The following is a 17,765-nucleotide window of genomic DNA, read 5'->3' on the forward strand; positions in this document are numbered from 1 at the left end:
GCTACCGGGCGGCGTCCCAGCCGTAGGTCTTCATGAGCCGGGCCGCCACCCGCGCAAAGCGGTCGCCGTCGAGCACCGCGCCCTCGCGCCGGATGTCGTCCTCGTCCAGCACGAACACCCGGTCCAGCCGCACGTACGACACCCGCCCGTCCCGGCCCCAGGCGCCCAGCTCCACCCAGTCGGGCCCGTCGTCGCCCTTGCTGGACAGCATCACGCCGAGGAGCCTGCGCCCGGTCCGGCCCACGACCAGCAGGGGACGGTCCTTGCCGCGGGACGGGTCCTCCTCGTAAGGGACCCAGGCCCAGACGATCTCCCCCGGGTCGGCCAGGCCGTCGAGGTCGGGGGAGTAGGACAGGGTGGCCGAGCCGCCGAGGGAGTGGATCTCGCGTACCGCGCCCCTGACGGGCCGGGGGTCCTCACCTAGATCGCGCATTGGGGGAGCCTACGGCGGCGCGCCGCCGAAATCCAGCCGGATCCCCTCCTCGCGGGGCGGCCGGCTGCCCCCGCCGGGCCGATGACCTCGGGCAGGGTGCTGTCCCGCGTGGCCACGACCGGGGTGCCGCTGGCCAGCGCCTCCAGCGCGACCAGGCCGAACGTCTCCACCGGGCCGGGCGCGAGGGCCACGTCCGCGGTCGCGAGCAGCGCGGCCAGCGCGTCCCGGTCGGCGAGGTGGCCGAGGAAGCGGACCGGCAGCCCGTCGGCCAGCCGGGTGAGCCTGGCCCGCAGCGGGCCGTCGCCGGCCACCGCGAGCACGGCCGGCACGCCCCTGCGGCGCAGCTCGGCGAGGGCGCGGATGGAGCGGTCGGGCCGCTTCTCGGGGGGACAGGCGGCCGCAGTGCACCAGCAGCGCCTTGCCCCGCGCGGCCAGGCGGGAGCGCAGGCCGGGGTCGAGGCGCTCGGGGAGAACGTGGCGAGGTCCACGCCGAGCGGCACCCGGACCAGGTTGGGAACGCCCAGCCTGGCGAACTCGGCCGCGGCCCAGCCGGTCGTGCACACCACGGTCAGCGCGCCGCGGGCGGTGATCACCCGGTAGCCGCCGAGGCCGGGGACCACCGGTCCCGGCAGGGTGATGACCCGTCCGGCCGGGGTCCGCTCGTCGCGGGCCGCCGCGCCGGGGACGACCAGGACGGGCTCGTGTCCCGCCGCCGCGTAGCCGGCGCCGAGCTCATGCAGGGGGCGGTGCCGGAGGTATGCATGGTGGCCGGCAGGAGTTCACGGCCGGTTCATCGCCGCGGTCTATCGTCCTGGTGACGTCGAGACGATGGGGAAACCCTCATGGAGCACGTGACGTTCCTGGTCGCCGTGGTGATCATCACGGCGCTGGCGTTCGACTTCACCAACGGCTTCCACGACACGGCCAACGCGATGGCCACCTCGATCGCGACCGGCGCGCTGCGGCCGAAAGTGGCGGTGGCGATCTCGGGCGTGCTGAACGTGGTGGGCGCGTTCCTGTCGGTCGAGGTGGCCAGGACGATCTCGGGCGGGATCGTGGACGACACCCTGGTGACCCCGCCGATGATCTTCGCGGGGCTGATCGGCGCGATCCTGTGGAACCTGCTCACCTGGCTCCTGGGGCTGCCGTCCAGCTCCTCGCACGCGCTGTTCGGCGGGCTCATCGGCGCGGTGTGGGTGGGCGCCGGCATCCAGGGCGTGAACTTCGGCACGGTGGTGCAGAAGATCCTCATCCCGGCGGTGGCCTCGCCGCTGATCGCCGGGTTCGTCGCGATGACCGCCACCTTCCTGGCGTACTCGCTCACCGCCAGGTCCCGGCACGAGTCGGTGACGGGCACGTTCCGGTTCGGGCAGATCGTCTCGGCCTCGCTGGTGTCGCTGGCCCACGGCACCAACGACGCCCAGAAGACCATGGGCGTCATCACGCTCACGCTGATCTCCTCCGGGGCGCTGGCCTCCGGCTCGAACCCGCCGCTGTGGGTGATCGCCGCCGCCGGGCTGGCCATCGGGCTGGGCACGTACCTCGGGGGCTGGCGGATCATCCGCACCATGGGCAAGGGCCTCACCGAGATCGAGTCGCCGCAGGGCTTCGCCGCCGAGGCGAGCGCGACCACGGTCATCCTCGCCTCCTCCCACCTGGGGTTCGCGCTGTCGACCACGCAGGTGGTGTCCGGCGCGATCCTCGGCACCGGGCTGGGCCGCCGGCTGGCCAAGGTGCGCTGGAGCGTGGCGGGCCGGATGGCGCTGGCCTGGCTGCTGACCCTGCCGGCCGCCGCCGCGGTGGGCGCGGTCGTGGCGGCCGTGGCCACCACCGGCACCCTCGGCGTCGCCGTCACCGCGCTGGTGGCGATCGCGGCGGCGGGCGGCCTGTACGCGGCCGGCCGGAGAGAACCCGTTCACGCGGGCAACGTCAACGACGTGCCTGCCCCGGTCTGAAGGGCGGACGCCGATGAACATCAAATGGGACGCCCTCGGGCAGGTCTTCGTCGTCAGCCTGGCCGTCAGCGTGGTCGTCGTGGCGGTCTTCTCGCTCGGCGCGCTGGCGCTCGCCGCCCGCCAGTCCGCCCAGGAGCGGGGGAGCGGCACCGGCGCCGGCGGCCTGGCCGCGGCCGTCCTGTGCTTCACCGCCTGCGCCGCCGTCGTGCTGTACGGCATCTATTTGATCGTCCCGCAGTTCCACTGAGCGAAGAACGTTCTGATGTCGGCGGCCAGCAGCTCGGGGGCCTCCAGGGCGGCGTAGTGGCCGCCCGTCGCGAACTCCGACCAGTGCACCACGTTGTGCGCCCGCTCGGCGTAGCGCCGGACCGTGCTGTCCCCGGGGAAGACCGCCACGCCCGTCGGGGTCCCGCCCGGCGCGTCCGGAACCGCCCAGTCGCCGCCGCTCTCCCGGTAGATGCGGGTGGAGGAGCCCGCCGTGCCGGTGAGCCAGAGGATGGTGACGTCGGTGAGGACGTCGTCGGCGGGGACCCCGCCCACGTCCTGCCCCCAGGAGGCGAACGCGTCGAGGGTCCAGCCGAGCAGCCCGGCCGGTGAGTCCGCCAGGGCGTACGCGAGCGTCTGCGGCCTGGTGCCCTGGATGGCGGCGTACCCGGAGAACTCCTTCCGCCACCGCTCGACGCCCCGGGCCCGCTCCAGCTCGGCCTCGGTCAGGCCCGACATGTCGTCGGTGACGAACGCGGTGAGCGCGTTCACGTGCACGCCGACCACCCGTTCGGGCGCCAGCCGTGCCACGGCGGGGGAGACCAGGGCGCCGAAGTCGCCGCCCTGCGTGCCGTACCGCTCGTAGCCGAGCCGCGCCATCAGCTCCACCCAGGCGGCGGCGACCCGCCGCACGCCCCAGCCCGGCTCCGCCGTCGGACCCGAGAACGCGAACCCCGGGATGGACGGGATGACCAGGTGGAAGTCCCGGCTGAGCGGCCCGGCGACGCGCGAGAAGTCCGCGAACGTGCTGGGCCAGCCGTGCGTCAGCAGCAGCGGCAGCGCGTCGGACCGGGGCGAGCGCACGTGCGCGAAGTGCACGCGCTGCCCGTCGATCACGGTCGTGTACTGCGGGAACGCGTTGAGCCTGGCCTCGTGCGCGCGCCAGGAGTAGCCGTCCAGCCAGTACGCGGCCAGCTCGCGCACCGCTTCGGGCGGCACCCCGTACGACCAGCCGACGCCGTCGAGGGCGTCGGGCGAGCGGGTGCGCTCCAGCCGCTCGCGCAGGTCGTCGAGCCGGTCCTGGGATATGTCGATGACGAATGCGTCCATGCCCGCAACGCTAGGAGCCATTGCGGCCAGGTTCGGGCCACAATGGACCCCGTGTTGGAGACCTCGGCAAGATTGCTGCGCCTGCTGGCCCTCCTGCAGGCCCGGAGCGAGTGGTCCGGCGCGGACCTGGCGGAGCGGCTCGGCGTCGCCCCCCGGACGGTGCGCCGCGACGTCGACCGGCTGCGCGGCCTCGGCTACCCGGTCCACTCGACGCCGGGCGTCTGCGGCGGCTACCGGCTGGGCGCGGGCGCGGAGCTGCCGCCGCTGCTGCTCGACGACGAGGAGGCCGTGGCGGTCGCGGTCGGCCTGCGCACCGCCGCGAACGGCACCGTGACCGGCATCGAGGAGACCTCCCTGCGCGCGCTGGCCAAGCTCGAACAGGTCCTGCCCGCCCGCCTGCGCTGGCGGGTCAACACGCTGCAGCGGCACACCGTACGCATCAATCGCGAGGGCCCCACCGTGGACGCGGACGTGCTCACCCGCGTGGCCGCCGCCTGCCGCGACCACGAGCAGCTCCGCTTCGACTACACCGGCCACCGGGGCGACAGCGCGCTCAGGAGGGCCGAGCCGCACCGCCTCGTCACCAAGGGCAACCGCTGGTACCTGGTCGGCTGGGACGCCGACCGCGGCGACTGGCGCACCTACCGGGCCGACCGGATGCGCCTGCGGACCCCGAACGGCCCCCGCTTCACACCGCGCGAGCCGCCCGCCCCCGACGTCGCCGCCTGGGTGCAGCACCGCCTCGCGCACGAGATGTGGCCGTACGAGAGCCGCTTCCTGCTGCGCGCCCCCGCCGAGCGGATCGAGGGCCGGACGGCGGGCACCGTCGAGCCGGTGGACGAGCACACCTGCCTGCTCACCCTGCGCGGCGACGACCTGCGCATGATGGCCATGGTGGTGGCGTTCCTGGACGTGGACTTCGAGGTGCTGGAGCCCGTGGAGCTGAAGGAACACCTGCGTGCTCTCGGGGAACGGCTGCTCTGCTCTAGAATCTGATTCTGTGTCAGCCTTCTTCACGCAGAAGAAGGGCGAGCTGGTGCCCGCGCCGCACGCCCGAGGTCCCTGGTCCCCCGACATGCTCCACGGCCGCCTGCTCGGCGGGCTCGCCGCCCGCGCCATCGAGCGGCGTTACGCCCAGCCGGGGCTGCAGTTCGCCCGCCTGACGGTCGACCTGTTCCGCAACAGCCCGATGGTGCCGGTCACGGTGGAGACCTCGCTGGTCCGGGCCGGGCGCAGGATCCTCGTGGCCGACGCCGTGATCACCACCGAGCAGGGGGCGATCGGGCGGGCCGGCGCGGTGCTGCTGCGGCAGGGGGAGCAGCCGGAGGGGGAGCAGACGTTCGTCACGCCCCCGTGGGACACGCCCGCGCCCTCCGGGCCGCCGGTGGACGGGCAGGCCTCGTGGAAGCCGCCGTTCGACCTGTGGCGCGTGACCGAGTGGGCGGCGCCCGGGCCGGGACGGGTGTGGCTGCGGGAGTCGTATCCGCTGGTGGACGAGGAGCCTTTGACGCCGTTCGTACGCGCGGCGCTGGCCGCCGACTTCGCCAGCCCGCTGAGCAACTCCGGGGTGGACGGGCTGCGCTTCATCAACGCCGACTACACGCTGACGCTCGCCCGGCTCCCGTCCGCGGAGCTGATCGGGGTCGAGGCCACCGGCCACCTGTCCGCCGGCGGGGTCGCCACGGGGCACGTCACCATGCATGACGCGAGCGGGCCGTTCGGGTTCTGCGTGGTCACGGCGGTCGCCAACACGGTCGGCATCGGCGGCCGCCAGTCCTGACGGGATTGTCGTACCCGTGGCGTAACGTTCCGCGGGTGCGTTCAGCTGTGCGTCTCGCTGCCGGGGACGGGTTCCATCTCGATGCCGTGACCTGCGTCGACGACCATCGCGGGTGGTCGGCGGCGGAGCTGGGCTCCGGGCACCGCCTGGTGCTGGTGCGCCGGGGCCTGTTCCGGCGCAAGGCGGACGGCCGGGCCGCCGTGATCGACCCGACGATGGCCTACCTCGGGGTGCCCGGCGAGGAGGAGCACTTCGCCCATCCGGCGGGGGGCGACGTGTGCACCTCGGTGTCGCTGACGCCGGAGCTGTGGCGCACCCTCGCGGGGGAGGGCCCGCCGGGGCGGCCGACCCTGTACGTGGACGCCCGGCTCGACCTCGCCCATCGGAAGGTGCTGGCGGCGGTGCGGGGCGGGGACACGGCTTTCGAGCTGGCCGAGTCCTTGCTCTCCCTCATCGGCGCCGCCCTCGCCCAACTGGGCCCACGGCCTGCGGCGGCCTCTTCCGGCTCGGGTGCCATGCTTCGCCCCGGAGCGAGCACCGCGGAGGCGTCCGTGCCCAGGACGACGGCGCCCGCCTTCGCGCCGGACAGCCCCGAAGCGCCGGCTCTCGGGACGGGTGCCACCGAGGCCACCACCAGCGCGCCGCCCGCCCCTCGGCCGGGTGGTGGTGAGGCCGCCGCCAGTGCGGCGCCTGCTTCTCGGCCGGGTGGTGGTGAGGCCGCCGCCAGCGCCGCACCCGCCCCTCGGCCGGGCGGTGCCGACGTGATGCCCGTCCCCTGGCCGGGTGGCGGGGATCCCGATGCCGCTGGAGCGTCCGCTGTCCGGCTGAGCGTCACTGAGGCGATCGCCGACGTGATGCCCGTCCCCTGGCCGGGTGGCGGGGATCCCGATGCCGCTGGAGCGTCCGCTGTCCGGCTGAGCGTCACTGAGGCGATCGCCGGCGTGATGCCCGGCCCTCGGTCGGGTGGCGCCGATATCGACGTCGTCGGAGCGTCTGCTTCTCGGACGGTCGGCGCCGGGGCGGGTGGCGTGGGAGCTGCCACCAGGGGGCGGGGCGTCGGGGAGGTGGATGCGATCGAAAGGCGGCCCTCCCCGGTGGGTCGTTCCAGGGGCGGCGGGGTGAGATCCGGTGCGGCGATCACCGATGCTGCCCGGGAGGCCATCGCCGCCGATCATCCGGCGGCCGGTGGGCTGATGTCGCTGGCCGAGCTCCTGGCCGTCTCGCCGTACCAGCTCAGCCGGGCGTTCACCCGGGAGCTGGGCGTCTCACTGACCCACTACCGCAACCGCGTGCGCGTGGGCCGGGCGCTCGACCGGCTGGAGAACGGCGAGCCGAGCCTGGCCGGGCTGGCCGCCGACCTCGGGTTCGCCGACCAGGCGCATCTCACCCGGACGATCCGCCACCACGTCGGCCACACCCCGACCGCCCTGCGCCGCCTGCTCGCCCCCCGCACTCCCTGAACGAGAGCGCGCGGGGCACCAAGCGAGTCAGCCGGGCATGATGCAGAAGGGGTGGCCTTCGGGGTCGAGGAGCACGGTCCAGTCGCCGCCGCCCGGCTGGAAGTCGGGCATGGTGGCGCCGAGCTCGGCCAGTTCCTTCATGGCGGCCTCGACGTCGGGGACCATGAAGTCGAGGTGCACGTGCTTCCCGCTGTCCGGCCAGGCCGGGCCCCGGTAGCCGTCGATCCGCTGGAAACCGACCGAGACCGGGCCGCCCTCGAGGCTGACGAAGTCGGGGTCGCCTGAGGTGATCCGCCAGCCGGTGGCCTGGGCGTAGAAGGACGCCAGGGTGGCGGGATCGGCGCAGTCGATGACGATGGAGGTAAGTGTCGCTGTCATGCGCCCAGCCTGGCGGCGACGCGGCGGCCAGGTCTTGAACATCCTTGCACCACCGCCCCCCCACATTGACCGCCACCGTGCCCGGTTGCCACCGTGCCCGGTTGCCACCGCTCCCGGTTGCCGGGGTGCCACCGCATCGACCGCCACCACACCTGACCGCCGTCTACCGGTAGGGCCGCTGCTTACCGGTGCGGCCGGGGCGCGGCGGTGGTGGCGCGGCCGGGACCGGGGCCGGGGCGCTGGGCGGCCGGGTGGTGTGGCCGACGGGGCTCCGGGGGCGGCGGTCGGGTGCGGGTGGTGGTGTGGGTCAGGCCGGGTGTTCGGTGCGGTCGCCGGACCAGTCCGTGTGGAAGGAGCCTTCCTTGTCCACCCGGCGGTAGGTGTGGGCGCCGAAGTAGTCGCGCAGCCCCTGGATCAGCGCGGCCGGGAGCCGGTCGCGGCGCAGGCCGTCGTAGTAGGCCAGGGCCGACGAGAAGCCGGGCGTGGGCACGCCGATCTGCACCGCCGTCGTCACCACGCGCCGCCAGGCCTCCTGCCCCGCGTCCAGCGCGGCCGCGAAGGTCGGGTCGGCCAGGAGGGTCGGCAGGGCCGGGTTGGCGTCGTACGCGGCCCGGATCCGGTCCAGGAACTTGGCCCGGATGATGCAGCCGCCGCGCCAGATCGTGGCCATGGCCCCCAGGTCGAGGTCCCAGCCGTACTCGCGGGAGGCGGCGGCCATCTGGTCGAAGCCCTGCGCGTACGCGACGATCTTGGACGCGTACAGGGCCTGCCGGACGTCCTCCACCAGCTCGCGCCCCCCGACCCCGGACAGGCCGGGCCCCTGCAGGGAAGCGGCGGCGGCGCGCTGCTCCGGGTGGCCGGACAGGGCGCGGGCGAAGGTCGCCTCGGCGATGCCGGTCACGGGCACGCCCAGGTCGAGCGCGCTCTGCACGGTCCACCGGCCGGTGCCCTTCTGCTCGGCCTGGTCCACGACGACGTCCACGAACGGCTTGCCCGTCTCGGCGTCCACCTGGTCGAGCACCTCGGCGGTGATCTCGATCAGGTACGAGTCCAGCTCGCCCCGGTTCCACTCGCGGAACACCGAGGCCAGCTCGGCCGGAGTCGCGCCCAGGGCCTGGCGCAGCAGGTCGTACGACTCGGCGATGAGCTGCATGTCCGAATACTCGATGCCGTTGTGGACCATTTTCACGAAATGTCCGGCACCGTCGGGGCCGACGTGGACGCAGCACGGCACCCCGTCCACCTTGGCCGAGATGTCCTGCAGGATCGGGCCGAGCGCCTCCCACGACTCCTTCGAGCCGCCCGGCATGATGCTGGGCCCGTTCAGCGCGCCTTCCTCGCCGCCCGAGATGCCGGTGCCGACGAAGTGCAGGCCGCGCTCGCGCAGCGCCGCCTCGCGCCGCCGGGTGTCGTCGAAGTGGGCGTTGCCGCCGTCGACGATCATGTCGCCCGGCTCCATCAGGTCGGCGAGCTGGTCGATCACCGCGTCGGTGCCCGCCCCCGCCTTCACCATGATGATCGCCCGCCGTGGCCGCTTCAGCGAGGCCACGAAGGCGGCCAGGTCCTCGGACGGGACGAACGTGCCCTCCCCGCCGAACTCCTTGACCAGCTGCTGGGTGCGCCCATATGTGCGGTTGTGCACGGCTACCGCGTATCCGTGCCTGGCCAGGTTGCGGGCCAGGTTGCGCCCCATGGTGGCCAGGCCGGTGACGCCGATGTCTGCCAAGTCCATCTCAAGCTCCTTTGTGGGGGATACGCATGATCCAGCTCGGTGGTTCCAGGGGATATTCCAACATCAGTCGGACTGCCGGACGCCGAGTTCGTCGAGCCTGTCCAGCATGTCTGCCGGATCGGCGTAGACCCTGAAGGCGCCGGCGCGTTCGAGCTCGTCCCTGCCGTACCCACCGGACTGCAACCCGATGCCCAGCGCGCCGGCCCGGCGGGCGGCGAGCAGGTCCCAGACGCTGTCGCCCACCACCATGGCATGCGCCGGGTCCACCTGGACCAGTGCCGCACCGGCCAGGAACAGGTCGGGGTCCGGCTTCGCCCGGCGCACCATGTCACGCGTGATCATCGGGGTGTCGTCCGGCAGGCCCAGCATGCCCAGCGCGAGCCGCGCCGTGCGGGCGTACCCGCTGGTGGCGATCGCCCACGGCACGCCGCGCGAGGTCAGCTCCGACAGCAGCTCCGCCGCGCCGGGCAGCGGCCGGACGGAGTGGACCTGCTGCTCGTACGCCTCCATGTGGGTGGTCTGCAACTGGTCGATCTGCTCCCGCGTCAGCTTCAGCCCGGTCTCGCGCAGCAGCGCGCTGACGAACAGCCCGCCGCTCATGCCGATGCGCCGGTGGATCCGCCACACCGACAGGTCGATCCCCATGCTCGACAACGCCTGCCGCCACGCGATGACGTGCTGGTAAACGCTGTCTATCAGGGTGCCGTCCAGGTCGAACAGGAAGGCGGGCGTCGGGGCCTCCGGAAACTCGCTCATGGGTCCATGACACCATGAGGGACTATGCGGATCATCATCGCGGGTGGTCACGGGAAGATCGCCCTGCGCCTGGAGGAACGGCTCAAGTCCGGCGCGGCCGGCATCGTGCGCAATCCCGCGCATGTCGCCGACATCGAGGCCACCGGGGCCGAGGCCGTGGTGTGCGACCTGGAGCGGGCGAGCGTCGAAGAGGTGGCGGCGATCGTCGAGGGCGCCGACGCGGTGGTCTTCGCGGCCGGGGCCGGTCCCGGCAGCGGCGCGGCCCGCAAGGACACCGTGGACCGGGCCGCGTCCGTGCTGCTGGCCGACGCCGCCGAGCGCGCGGGGGTGCGGCGGTTCATCCAGGTCTCGTCCATGGGCGCGGGCAGGCCGCCGCAGGGTGGCGACGAGGTCTGGGCCGCGTACATCAAGGCCAAGACCGAGGCCGAGGAGGACCTGCGCGCCCGCGACCTCGACTGGACGATCCTGCGGCCCGGCCGGCTGACCGACGAGCCCGGCACTGGGCTGGTGCGGCTGGCCGCCGAGGTCCCGCCGGGGTCGGTGCCGCGTGACGACGTGGCCGCCGTCATCGTGGCCCTGCTCGAGGCCCCCGGTACGGCGCGCAGAACCCTGGAACTCGTCTCCGGGGACACCCCCATCAAGACCGTCGTTGGGACAGAGTGATTTCTGTGACTGAATACCGCGTACTTGGACGTACTGGACTCAAGGTCAGCCCGCTCTGCCTGGGGGCGATGATGTTCGGCGGGTGGGGCGAATCCGACCCCGCCGAGTGCGCCAGGATCATCGACCGGGCGCTCGACTCGGGGATCAACTTCATCGACACCGCCGACGTCTACGCCCAGGGCCAGTCGGAGGAGTTCGTCGGCCAGGCGCTCGCCAAGTCGGGCAGACGCGACGACGTGGTGCTGGCCACCAAGGTCCACGGCGCCATGGGCGAGGGCCCCAACGAGCGGGGCAACTCCCGCCGCTGGATCATCCAGGAGGTCGAGAACAGCCTGCGCCGCCTCGGCACCGACTGGATCGACCTCTACCAGATCCACCGGCCCGACCCGGCCACCGACATCGAGGAGACCCTCGGCGCGCTCACCGACCTCGTACGGCAGGGCAAGGTCCGCTACATCGGCAGCTCCACCTTCCCCGCGCACCAGATCGTCGAGGCCCAGTGGGCCGCCGAGCGGCGCTCGCTGGAGCGGTTCGTCTGCGAGCAGCCGCCGTACTCGCTGCTCGCCCGTGGCATCGAGGCCGACATGCTGCCCGTGGCCGAGAAGTACGGCATGGGCGTCATCGTGTGGAGCCCGCTGGCCGGCGGCTGGCTGAGCGGCCGCTACCGCAAGGGGCAGGAGCAGCCGCAGACGCGCAGGGCGTCCCGGCTGCCCGAGCGCTACGACCTGACCAAGGAGGTCAACCAGCGCAAGCTGGACGCCGTCGAGCAGCTCGCCGTGCTGGCCGAGGAGGCGGGCATCACGCTGGTCGAGCTGGCGATCGCGTTCACGATCAGGCACCGGGCGGTGACCTCGGCCATCATCGGGCCGCGCACCATGGAACACCTGGAGGGCCAGCTCACGGCCGCCGACGTGCGCCTGACCGACGACGTGCTCGACCGGATCGACGAGATCGTCCCGCCGGGCGTCACGCTCAACCCCGCCGACCGGGGCTGGCAGCCGCCGGAGCTGGGCGACGCGGGCCTGCGCAGACGTCCCTGAGCGAGCCCCAGGCTTTGCCTGGCGCTGGGCGTGACTTCCGGCATACGCGGTAGGGGTCCCCCGAATCGAGGGGGGACACGCTATGTCGTTTTTCGGTGGGGACCCGTTCAGAGGGTTCGAAGAGCTCACGGGCCGGGTGTTCGGTGGCATGGAGTCCTGGCCGCCGGCCCGGCCCGGCGTGCAGCGGGTGGACGTCGGCAGGCTGCTGTCCGCCTCGGCGAGGGAGGTCCTGGCGCGGGCCATGGACGCCGCCGGTCAGCGCGGCGCCCCGGACCTGGACGTGATCGACATCCTCGACGCCCTGACGGAGGACGACGCCATCCGCAACACGCTGCGCACGGCCGGGGTGGACGTGGGCCGGGTACGCGACCGCATCGACGAGGTGGCTGGGCCCGGCGAGGCCGGCGAGGCGCCCACCACGCTCTCACCGGCCGCCAAGAGAGCGATCCTCGACGCCCAGCGGATCTCGCGTGCCCTGCGGTCGTCGTACATCGGGCCCGAACACCTGCTGCTGGCGATCGCCGCGCGCCCCGACTCCCGCGCCGCCCGGATCCTTCAGGACCAGGGCGTCTCCGCGAACGAGCTGCAGCAGGCCATGATGGCCGCCCCACGCCGGACCGACGGCGAGGCGCGCCGCCAGAGCGACACGCCGACGCTCGACGAGTACGGCAGGGACATGACCGAGGAGGCCCGGCAGGGCCGGCTCGACCCGGTCGTCGGCCGCGAGGAGGAGATCGAGCAGGCCATCGAGGTGCTCTCGCGCCGCACCAAGAACAACCCGTGCCTGATCGGCGAGCCGGGCGTCGGCAAGACCGCGATCGTCGAGGGCATCGCCCAGCGCATCGTGAACAACAGCGTCCCCGACACGCTGAAGGACCGGCGCGTCGTCGGCCTCGACCTGACCGGCATGGTGGCCGGGACGAAGTACCGTGGCGAGTTCGAGGAGCGCATCAAGAAGGTCATCGACGAGGTGCGCGCGCACTCCGACGAGATCATCGTCTTCATCGACGAGGTCCACAACCTGGTCGGCGCGGGCGCCGCCGAGGGCGCCATGGACGCGGCCAACATCCTCAAGCCCGCCCTGGCCCGCGGCGAGCTGCATGTCATCGCGGCCACCACGATCGACGAGTACCGCAAGAACATCGAGAAGGACGCCGCGCTCGAACGCCGCTTCCAGCCCATCCTGGTCTCCGAGCCGAGCGTGGCGGAGACGGTCGAGATCCTGGCCGGGCTGCGGGACGCGTACGAGGCGCACCACCAGGTCCGCATCACCGACGAGGCGCTCGACGCGGCCGCGACGCTGTCCGACCGCTACGTCTCCGACCGGTTCCTGCCCGACAAGGCCATCGACCTCATGGACCAGGCCGCCGCCCGGGTGCGGCTGCGCTCGCGCACGCCCGGCGCCGACGTACGGGAGCTGGAGGAACGGCTCGACGCGCTGCGCCGGGACAAGGACCAGGCCGTCTCCGCCGAGGACTTCGACCGCGCCAAGGACCTCACCACGCAGATCGAGAAGATCAGGCCGGAGGTCGAACGCGCCAGGCACGGCACGGACAGCGTGCCCCTGGTCACGGTCGAGGACATCGCCGAGATCGTCTCCCGGCGCACCGGCATCCCGGTCACGCAGCTCACCCAGCAGGAGCGCGAGCGCCTGATGCGCCTGGAGGAGCACCTGCACGAGCGCGTGATCGGCCAGGACGAGGCCGTCATCGCCATCGCCGAGGCCGTACGCAGGGCGCGGGCGGGCCTGAAGGACCCCAACCGCCCGATCGGCAGCTTCCTGTTCCTCGGGCCGACGGGCGTCGGCAAGACGGAGCTGGCCAGGGCGCTCGCCGCGGCGCTGTTCGGCGGCGAGGACCACATGGTGCGCATCGACATGAGCGAGTTCCAGGAGCGGCACACGGTCTCCCGCCTCATCGGCGCGCCGCCCGGATACGTCGGGTACGAGGAGGCCGGCCAGCTCACCGAGGCCGTCCGCCGCCGCCCGCACGGCGTGATCCTGCTGGACGAGATCGAGAAGGCCCACCCGGACGTCATGAACATCCTGCTGCAGATGCTCGACGACGGCCGCCTCACCGACGGCCAGGGCCGCACGGTGGACTTCACCAACACGATCGTCATCATGACCAGCAACCTCGGCGCCCAGCTCATCCTGGACTCGCCGGGCGACGTCAAGGACCTCGAGGACCGGCTCATGGACCTGCTGCGGCACTCGCTCCGGCCGGAGCTGCTCAACCGCATCGACGAGACGATCGTCTTCAAGCGGCTGGAGAAGGAGCAGCTGCGCCAGATCGTGGACCTGATGCTGGAGCGCACCCGGCAGCGGCTGCGCGGGCAGGGCGTCACGCTGGAGGTCACGGACGCGGCCAAGGACTGGCTGGCCGAGCGCGGCTACCAGCCGGAGTTCGGGGCCCGGCCGCTGCGGCGCACGGTGCAGCGGGAGGTGGACAACCGGCTGGCCACGATGCTGCTGACCGGGGAGGTCGAGGAGGGGGGCAGGGTGACGGCGGGCGTCGAGGGCGACCACCTCACCTTCCGCGCCACCGCCCCCCAGCCCACCCCCTGAACCCTGACCGCCGCCCGTGGCCGGCGCCCCTTGGAGGAGACCGGAGGACGCGGGCGGGGTCAGGCGAGGGCCGTCGCGGCGCGTTCGCGGCAGTCGGCCAGCGTGAGGCCGGCCAGGGCCTCGCGTACGGCGGGGACGCACACGGGGGCCATGGACAGGCTGGTCACGCCGAGTCCCACCAGCAGGGGCGCGACCAGCGGGTCTCCGGCCGCCTCCCCGCACACCCCGACCGGCTTGCCCGCCTCCCGCCCCGCCTGGGCGCACATGGCGATCAGCTCCAGGAGCGCGGGCTGGCGCGGGTCGAGCAGGTCGGCGAGGGCGGAGTGCTGGCGGTCGGCGGCGAAGGTGTACTGGGCCAGGTCGTTGGTGCCGATGCTGAGGAAGTCCAGCTCCCGCAGCAGCTGCGCGGCCCGCAGCGCCGCCGCCGGGACCTCGATCATCGCGCCCACCCTGGCGATGCCCCTGGCGCGGGCGCGCCGCGCGAACCCGGCCGCCTCCTCCGTCGTGGTGACCATGGGCGCCATCACCCACGCCTCGGCGCCCGTCTTGCGGGCCGCCTCGGCGATGGCGTCGAGCTGGGTGTCCAGGACGTCCGGCAGCAGCCGGTCCACGCGCAGGCCGCGCACGCCGAGGGCCGGGTTCGGCTCGCCGGGCAGGCCGAGGAAGGGCAGGGGCTTGTCGGTGCCCGCGTCGAGCGTCCGCACGATCACGCTCTCCGCCTGCGCGAACACCTCCGCGTACGCGGCCACCTGCTCCTCGAAGGACGGCGCCGTCGTACGGTCCAGGAACAGGAACTCCGTCCTGAACAGCCCGACCCCCTCCGCGCCCGGCCGCAGGTCCTCGGCCGAGCCGATGTTGAGCAGCAGCTTCACCGGGTGGCCGTCCGCCGTCCGGCCCGGGCCCCGGCCGGCCGCCAGCCTGGCCCGCTCCGCGCGGTCGGCCTCCTGGACCTCGGCCGCCTCCTGCTCGGTGAGGCCGACGGCGAGCTCGCCGGTGCGGCCGTCCACGCCGACCACGGTGCCGTCCGGGACGTCCATGATCCCCTTGCAGGCCACCACGGCGGGCAGTCCCCGGCCGCGCGCCAGGATCGCGGTGTGGCTCGTCGGCCCGCCCCGCTCGGTCACCAGCGCCAGCACGTCCGGGCCCAGGCCCGCGGTGTCAGCGGGGGAGAGGTCCTCGGCCACCAGCACGTACGGGTGGCCAGGGGAGGGGAGCCCCGGCATGGGCAGGCCGAGCGCGAACGCCACGGCCCGATGCTTGAGGTCGTCGAGGTCGGCGGCCCGCTCGGCCAGGTAGCCGCCGAGCGCGGCCAGCGTGTCCCGGTGCTGCGCGAAGGCAGCGTCCAGGGCGTGGGCGGCATCCATGCCCTCCTGGGCCCGGCCCTGGGCGTCCTCCAGCAGCATCGGGTCGTCGGCGATCATGGCCAGCGCCTCGAGGATGTCCGCCGCCTCCCCCGAGGCGCCGGCGGCGCGCCGGGCGAGGTCGGCGGCGACCGCCTCCAGGGCGCCCGCGACGGCGGACGACTCGGCGGCGGGGTCGGAGACCGGGCGTGGCGGGGGCAGCGTCGGAGGGGCGGCCATCCGCATCGTCGGCCCCGCCGCCCGACCCTGGCTGACCCCGAGGCCGCTCAGAACCCCGCCCGAACCGGAGAAGGCGGGCCGGTCAGGCATCGAGGGCCTCTTCCGCGTCGAGGTCGCGCGAGAGCAGCGCCACCAGCGAGTCCAGCGCCTCCTCCGCTCCCGGCCCGTCCGCCTCCAGCGTCACCTCCGTGCCGCGTACGGCCCCCAGCGACAGCACGCCGAGCATGCTCTTGGCCGGGACCGCCTTGTCCCCGAGCCGCACCGTCACCGGCACCCCCAGCCGCGCCGCCGCCTGCACGAACAGCTTGGCGGGCCGCGCGTGCAGGCCGCTGGCAGAGGCCACGATCACCGTTCGCTGTGCCATCTCGAACCTCCTAGGGCTCAATAGTGACCTTGATGGCCGCGCCCCTGCTGACGAGGTCGATCCCGTCGAGCACCTGGGGCAGCGGCAGCCGGTGGGTGATGAGGTCGGACACCACCACGTCCCCCGAGGCTACGAGCCGCAGCGCCTCGGCGTTGTGCGCCGGGCTGGAGCCGTTGGCGCCGACGATGGTCAGCTCGCGGTAGTGCACGAGGTTGGAGTCGATGGTGACGAGCGGGTCGTCCTTGGGCAGGCCGCCGAAGAAGCTGATGCGCCCCTGCCGGGCCGCCATCCGTACCGCCTGCTCCTGCGCCGCCCCCGAGGCCGCCGCCGTGATCACCACGTCGGCGCCGCGCCCGCCGGTCAGCTTGAGCACCTGCTCGACCGGGTCGGCGTCGATCGCCGCGTCCGGGCGTACCAGCTCGGCGGCCATCGCCAGGCGCTGCGGGTTGACGTCCACGAGGAAGACGCGGGCGGCGCCGCGGGCCCGCGCGAGGCGTACGTGCAGGCAGCCGATCGGGCCCGCGCCCATCACCACCACGTCGTCGCCCGCCCCCACGCGCGCCAGCGACTGCCCGTTGAGCACGCAGGCGAGGGGCTCGGCCACCGACGCCTCGGCGAAGCCGACGCCCGGCGGGATGGCGTTGACGCCGTTCACGGCCAGCACCTTGGCCGGGATCACCATGTACTCGGCGAAGCCGCCGTCGTAGTGGTAGCCCATCGACTCCTGGTTCGGGCAGACGGTCAGGCGGCCGCGCAGGCACTCCGGGCAGGCGCCGCACGGGATCGCGGCGATCACCTGCACCCGCTCGCCCGTGTCCACGACCTCGCCGGCGATCTCGTGGCCCATCACGCGCGGCGGCCTGATGTGGTGGTGCCCGAACTTGAGGATCTTGGCGTCGGTGCCGCAGGTCGAGCAGTTCCGTACGCGGATCTTCAGCTCGCCGGGCCCGGCGACGGGCTCCGGCGCGTCCTCGATCCGGATGTCGCCGGGAGCGTGGAATCTGGCGACTTTCACGCTGTGAGCTCCTTCATCACTTGTGAGACTTCGGTGGCCTCGCGCAGCGTCCTGGCGCGGTCGGGGTCGAGCAGAATCTCGGCCAGCGCCGCCAGCAGCGGCACGTGCCCGTCGTCCTTGGCCGCGATGCCGACGCAGAGCGTGACCTGCTCGCCGTCCCAGTCGACGCCGCCGGGGAAGCGCACCACGCAGATGGCGTCGCGCTTGACGTCCTCCTTGGAGGCGTTGGTCCCGTGGGGGATGGCCACGCCCTCGCCGACGTACGTGGAGATCGTTAGCTCCCGTTCGAGCATCGCCTCGATGTACGGCTCCGCGACCGCCCCCACCTCGACCAGCACCTGCCCGCACCGGCGGATGGCCGCGGCGCGGTCGGGGGCGCTCTCGTGCAGCAGCACGGCCCGCGGGTCGAGCAGGCCGTCACGCATCGACGGTGCCGCCGTTCTTGATGGTGTTCACCAGCCGGGTCACCGCCGGGTCGCCGAGGAAGATCTGGAACGAGACCAGGACCTTCCCGGGGGCGGCGGCCCTGGCGCGGGCGGCCAGCCCGGCGTGGCACAGGACCACGTCGGCGTCGTCGGGGATGGAGTTGACGGGCGTGTGCTCCACGGTGACGCCGGTGTCCTTGAGCTGCTTGCGCAGCGTGGAGGCGAGCATCACGCTGCTGCCCATGCCCGCGTCGCAGGCCACGATGATCTTGTGGATGTCCTTGCTGTCGATGCCGGCCATGGC

General features: G+C 73.4%; 19 protein-coding genes. 8 read left to right on the forward strand and 11 right to left on the reverse strand.

Features of this window, described 5'->3' with window-relative positions; translation table 11 throughout:
• Nucleotide 1 precedes the first annotated feature (1 nt).
• Both HD596_RS37845 and HD596_RS62470 read right to left on the reverse strand, forming a co-directional pair.
• A complete protein-coding gene (locus tag HD596_RS37845) occupies nt 2-433 on the reverse strand; it encodes a type II toxin-antitoxin system PemK/MazF family toxin (protein ID WP_185074273.1) in 432 nt (143 codons plus the stop codon).
• Nucleotides 421-1,053: a glycosyltransferase gene (locus HD596_RS62470; protein ID WP_221519689.1), complete on the reverse strand. Its 633-nt coding sequence runs from the start codon at nt 1,051-1,053 to the stop codon at nt 421-423. The genes HD596_RS37845 and HD596_RS62470 overlap by 13 nt, the downstream gene beginning before the upstream one ends.
• A 222-nt stretch (nt 1,054-1,275) precedes the next feature.
• Here HD596_RS62470 and HD596_RS37855 point away from each other — a divergent pair, with 222 nt between their 5' ends.
• Together HD596_RS37855 and HD596_RS37860 are read left to right on the forward strand one after the other, a co-directional pair.
• Nucleotides 1,276-2,388 carry an inorganic phosphate transporter gene (locus tag HD596_RS37855; protein WP_185074274.1) on the forward strand — a complete coding sequence of 371 codons (1,113 nt, stop codon included), beginning with the start codon at nt 1,276-1,278 and terminating at the stop codon, nt 2,386-2,388.
• A gap of 13 nt (nt 2,389-2,401) precedes the next feature.
• Complete coding sequence (locus tag HD596_RS37860; protein WP_185074275.1) at nt 2,402-2,635, forward strand: hypothetical protein; 234 nt, start codon at nt 2,402-2,404, stop codon at nt 2,633-2,635.
• On the opposite strand, the gene HD596_RS37865 is transcribed toward HD596_RS37860, so the two are convergent.
• Nucleotides 2,608-3,702 (reverse strand): epoxide hydrolase family protein, encoded by a 1,095-nt coding sequence (locus HD596_RS37865; RefSeq protein ID WP_246555135.1) that lies wholly within the window; start codon nt 3,700-3,702, stop codon nt 2,608-2,610. The genes HD596_RS37860 and HD596_RS37865 overlap by 28 nt on opposite strands.
• 51 nt (nt 3,703-3,753) lie before the next feature.
• On the opposite strand from HD596_RS37865, the gene HD596_RS37870 reads away from it, so the two are divergent.
• The 3 genes from HD596_RS37870 to HD596_RS65105 are packed head-to-tail and all read left to right on the forward strand — an operon-like array spanning nt 3,754 to nt 6,942.
• Nucleotides 3,754-4,698, forward strand: coding sequence for a helix-turn-helix transcriptional regulator (locus HD596_RS37870; RefSeq protein WP_185074277.1), 945 nt, complete (start codon nt 3,754-3,756; stop codon nt 4,696-4,698).
• Between the two features lie 4 nt (nt 4,699-4,702).
• On the forward strand, nt 4,703-5,482 hold the full coding sequence (locus tag HD596_RS37875) for an acyl-CoA thioesterase domain-containing protein (protein WP_313045903.1): 780 nt from the start codon (nt 4,703-4,705) through the stop codon (nt 5,480-5,482).
• A 35-nt stretch (nt 5,483-5,517) separates the two neighbouring features.
• Nucleotides 5,518-6,942 carry a helix-turn-helix domain-containing protein gene (locus HD596_RS65105; RefSeq protein ID WP_313045905.1) on the forward strand — a complete coding sequence of 475 codons (1,425 nt, stop codon included), beginning with the start codon at nt 5,518-5,520 and terminating at the stop codon, nt 6,940-6,942.
• Between the two features lie 27 nt (nt 6,943-6,969).
• Here the strand turns inward: HD596_RS65105 and HD596_RS37885 are convergent, their stop codons facing one another.
• The 3 genes from HD596_RS37885 to HD596_RS37895 all read right to left on the reverse strand — a co-directional run bounded on the left by HD596_RS37885 (nt 6,970) and on the right by HD596_RS37895 (nt 9,808).
• The gene (locus HD596_RS37885) at nt 6,970-7,320 is read right to left on the reverse strand and encodes a VOC family protein (RefSeq protein WP_185074278.1); all 351 of its coding nucleotides are present in this window, start codon (nt 7,318-7,320) and stop codon (nt 6,970-6,972) included.
• A gap of 307 nt (nt 7,321-7,627) precedes the next feature.
• Complete coding sequence (gene gnd, locus HD596_RS37890; RefSeq protein ID WP_185074279.1) at nt 7,628-9,052, reverse strand: NADP-dependent phosphogluconate dehydrogenase; 1,425 nt, start codon at nt 9,050-9,052, stop codon at nt 7,628-7,630.
• A gap of 63 nt (nt 9,053-9,115) precedes the next feature.
• Nucleotides 9,116-9,808 (reverse strand): HAD family hydrolase, encoded by a 693-nt coding sequence (locus tag HD596_RS37895; protein WP_185074280.1) that lies wholly within the window; start codon nt 9,806-9,808, stop codon nt 9,116-9,118.
• 24 nt (nt 9,809-9,832) lie between these two features.
• On the opposite strand from HD596_RS37895, the gene HD596_RS37900 reads away from it, so the two are divergent.
• The 3 genes from HD596_RS37900 (at nt 9,833) to HD596_RS37910 (ending at nt 14,077) form a co-directional block, all read left to right on the forward strand.
• Nucleotides 9,833-10,471 carry an SDR family oxidoreductase gene (locus HD596_RS37900; protein ID WP_185074281.1) on the forward strand — a complete coding sequence of 213 codons (639 nt, stop codon included), beginning with the start codon at nt 9,833-9,835 and terminating at the stop codon, nt 10,469-10,471.
• Nucleotides 10,472-10,476: 5 nt separating this feature from the next.
• Nucleotides 10,477-11,511: an aldo/keto reductase gene (locus HD596_RS37905; protein WP_185074282.1), complete on the forward strand. Its 1,035-nt coding sequence runs from the start codon at nt 10,477-10,479 to the stop codon at nt 11,509-11,511.
• Between the two features lie 82 nt (nt 11,512-11,593).
• Entirely contained in the window at nt 11,594-14,077 is a 2,484-nt protein-coding gene (locus HD596_RS37910) for an ATP-dependent Clp protease ATP-binding subunit (protein ID WP_185074283.1), read from the forward strand.
• Nucleotides 14,078-14,136: 59 nt separating this feature from the next.
• Here HD596_RS37910 and ptsP read toward each other — a convergent pair whose 3' ends face one another.
• From ptsP to HD596_RS60635, 5 genes are read right to left on the reverse strand one after another with little or no spacing between them, the layout of a single operon-like run.
• Complete coding sequence (gene ptsP / locus HD596_RS37915) at nt 14,137-15,747, reverse strand: phosphoenolpyruvate--protein phosphotransferase (protein ID WP_185074284.1); 1,611 nt, start codon at nt 15,745-15,747, stop codon at nt 14,137-14,139.
• Nucleotides 15,740-16,021: an HPr family phosphocarrier protein gene (locus HD596_RS37920; protein WP_185074285.1), complete on the reverse strand. Its 282-nt coding sequence runs from the start codon at nt 16,019-16,021 to the stop codon at nt 15,740-15,742. The genes ptsP and HD596_RS37920 overlap by 8 nt, the downstream gene beginning before the upstream one ends.
• A gap of 10 nt (nt 16,022-16,031) precedes the next feature.
• Entirely contained in the window at nt 16,032-17,036 is a 1,005-nt protein-coding gene (locus tag HD596_RS37925; RefSeq protein WP_185074286.1) for a zinc-dependent dehydrogenase, read from the reverse strand.
• Nucleotides 17,033-17,461: a PTS mannitol transporter subunit IIA gene (locus HD596_RS37930; RefSeq protein ID WP_185074287.1), complete on the reverse strand. Its 429-nt coding sequence runs from the start codon at nt 17,459-17,461 to the stop codon at nt 17,033-17,035. Before HD596_RS37930 ends, HD596_RS37925 begins: the two co-directional genes overlap by 4 nt.
• A complete protein-coding gene (locus HD596_RS60635; protein ID WP_221519691.1) occupies nt 17,454-17,762 on the reverse strand; it encodes a PTS sugar transporter subunit IIBC family protein in 309 nt (102 codons plus the stop codon). Before HD596_RS60635 ends, HD596_RS37930 begins: the two co-directional genes overlap by 8 nt.
• Nucleotides 17,763-17,765: the final 3 nt, after the last annotated feature.

The sequence above is a fragment of the Nonomuraea jabiensis genome, from assembly GCF_014204795.1.
Classification (GTDB): domain Bacteria; phylum Actinomycetota; class Actinomycetes; order Streptosporangiales; family Streptosporangiaceae; genus Nonomuraea; species Nonomuraea jabiensis.

What these genes read in the sequence shown, in the direction of transcription:
- HD596_RS37895 (WP_185074280.1), bottom strand. Translation starts at nt 9,808, where the DNA reads ATGAGCGAGTTTCCGGAGGCCCCGACGCCCGCCTTCCTGTTCGACCTG.
- HD596_RS37920 (WP_185074285.1), bottom strand. Translation starts at nt 16,021, where the DNA reads ATGGCACAGCGAACGGTGATCGTGGCCTCTGCCAGCGGCCTGCACGCG.
- HD596_RS37910 (WP_185074283.1), top strand. Translation starts at nt 11,594, where the DNA reads ATGTCGTTTTTCGGTGGGGACCCGTTCAGAGGGTTCGAAGAGCTCACG.
- HD596_RS37845 (WP_185074273.1), bottom strand. Translation starts at nt 433, where the DNA reads ATGCGCGATCTAGGTGAGGACCCCCGGCCCGTCAGGGGCGCGGTACGC.
- ptsP (WP_185074284.1), bottom strand. Translation starts at nt 15,747, where the DNA reads ATGCCTGACCGGCCCGCCTTCTCCGGTTCGGGCGGGGTTCTGAGCGGC.
- HD596_RS37855 (WP_185074274.1), top strand. Translation starts at nt 1,276, where the DNA reads ATGGAGCACGTGACGTTCCTGGTCGCCGTGGTGATCATCACGGCGCTG.
- HD596_RS37885 (WP_185074278.1), bottom strand. Translation starts at nt 7,320, where the DNA reads ATGACAGCGACACTTACCTCCATCGTCATCGACTGCGCCGATCCCGCC.
- HD596_RS37900 (WP_185074281.1), top strand. Translation starts at nt 9,833, where the DNA reads ATGCGGATCATCATCGCGGGTGGTCACGGGAAGATCGCCCTGCGCCTG.
- HD596_RS37930 (WP_185074287.1), bottom strand. Translation starts at nt 17,461, where the DNA reads ATGCGTGACGGCCTGCTCGACCCGCGGGCCGTGCTGCTGCACGAGAGC.
- HD596_RS60635 (WP_221519691.1), bottom strand. Translation starts at nt 17,762, where the DNA reads ATGGCCGGCATCGACAGCAAGGACATCCACAAGATCATCGTGGCCTGC.
- HD596_RS37865 (WP_246555135.1), bottom strand. Translation starts at nt 3,702, where the DNA reads ATGGACGCATTCGTCATCGACATATCCCAGGACCGGCTCGACGACCTG.
- gnd (WP_185074279.1), bottom strand. Translation starts at nt 9,052, where the DNA reads ATGGACTTGGCAGACATCGGCGTCACCGGCCTGGCCACCATGGGGCGC.
- HD596_RS37860 (WP_185074275.1), top strand. Translation starts at nt 2,402, where the DNA reads ATGAACATCAAATGGGACGCCCTCGGGCAGGTCTTCGTCGTCAGCCTG.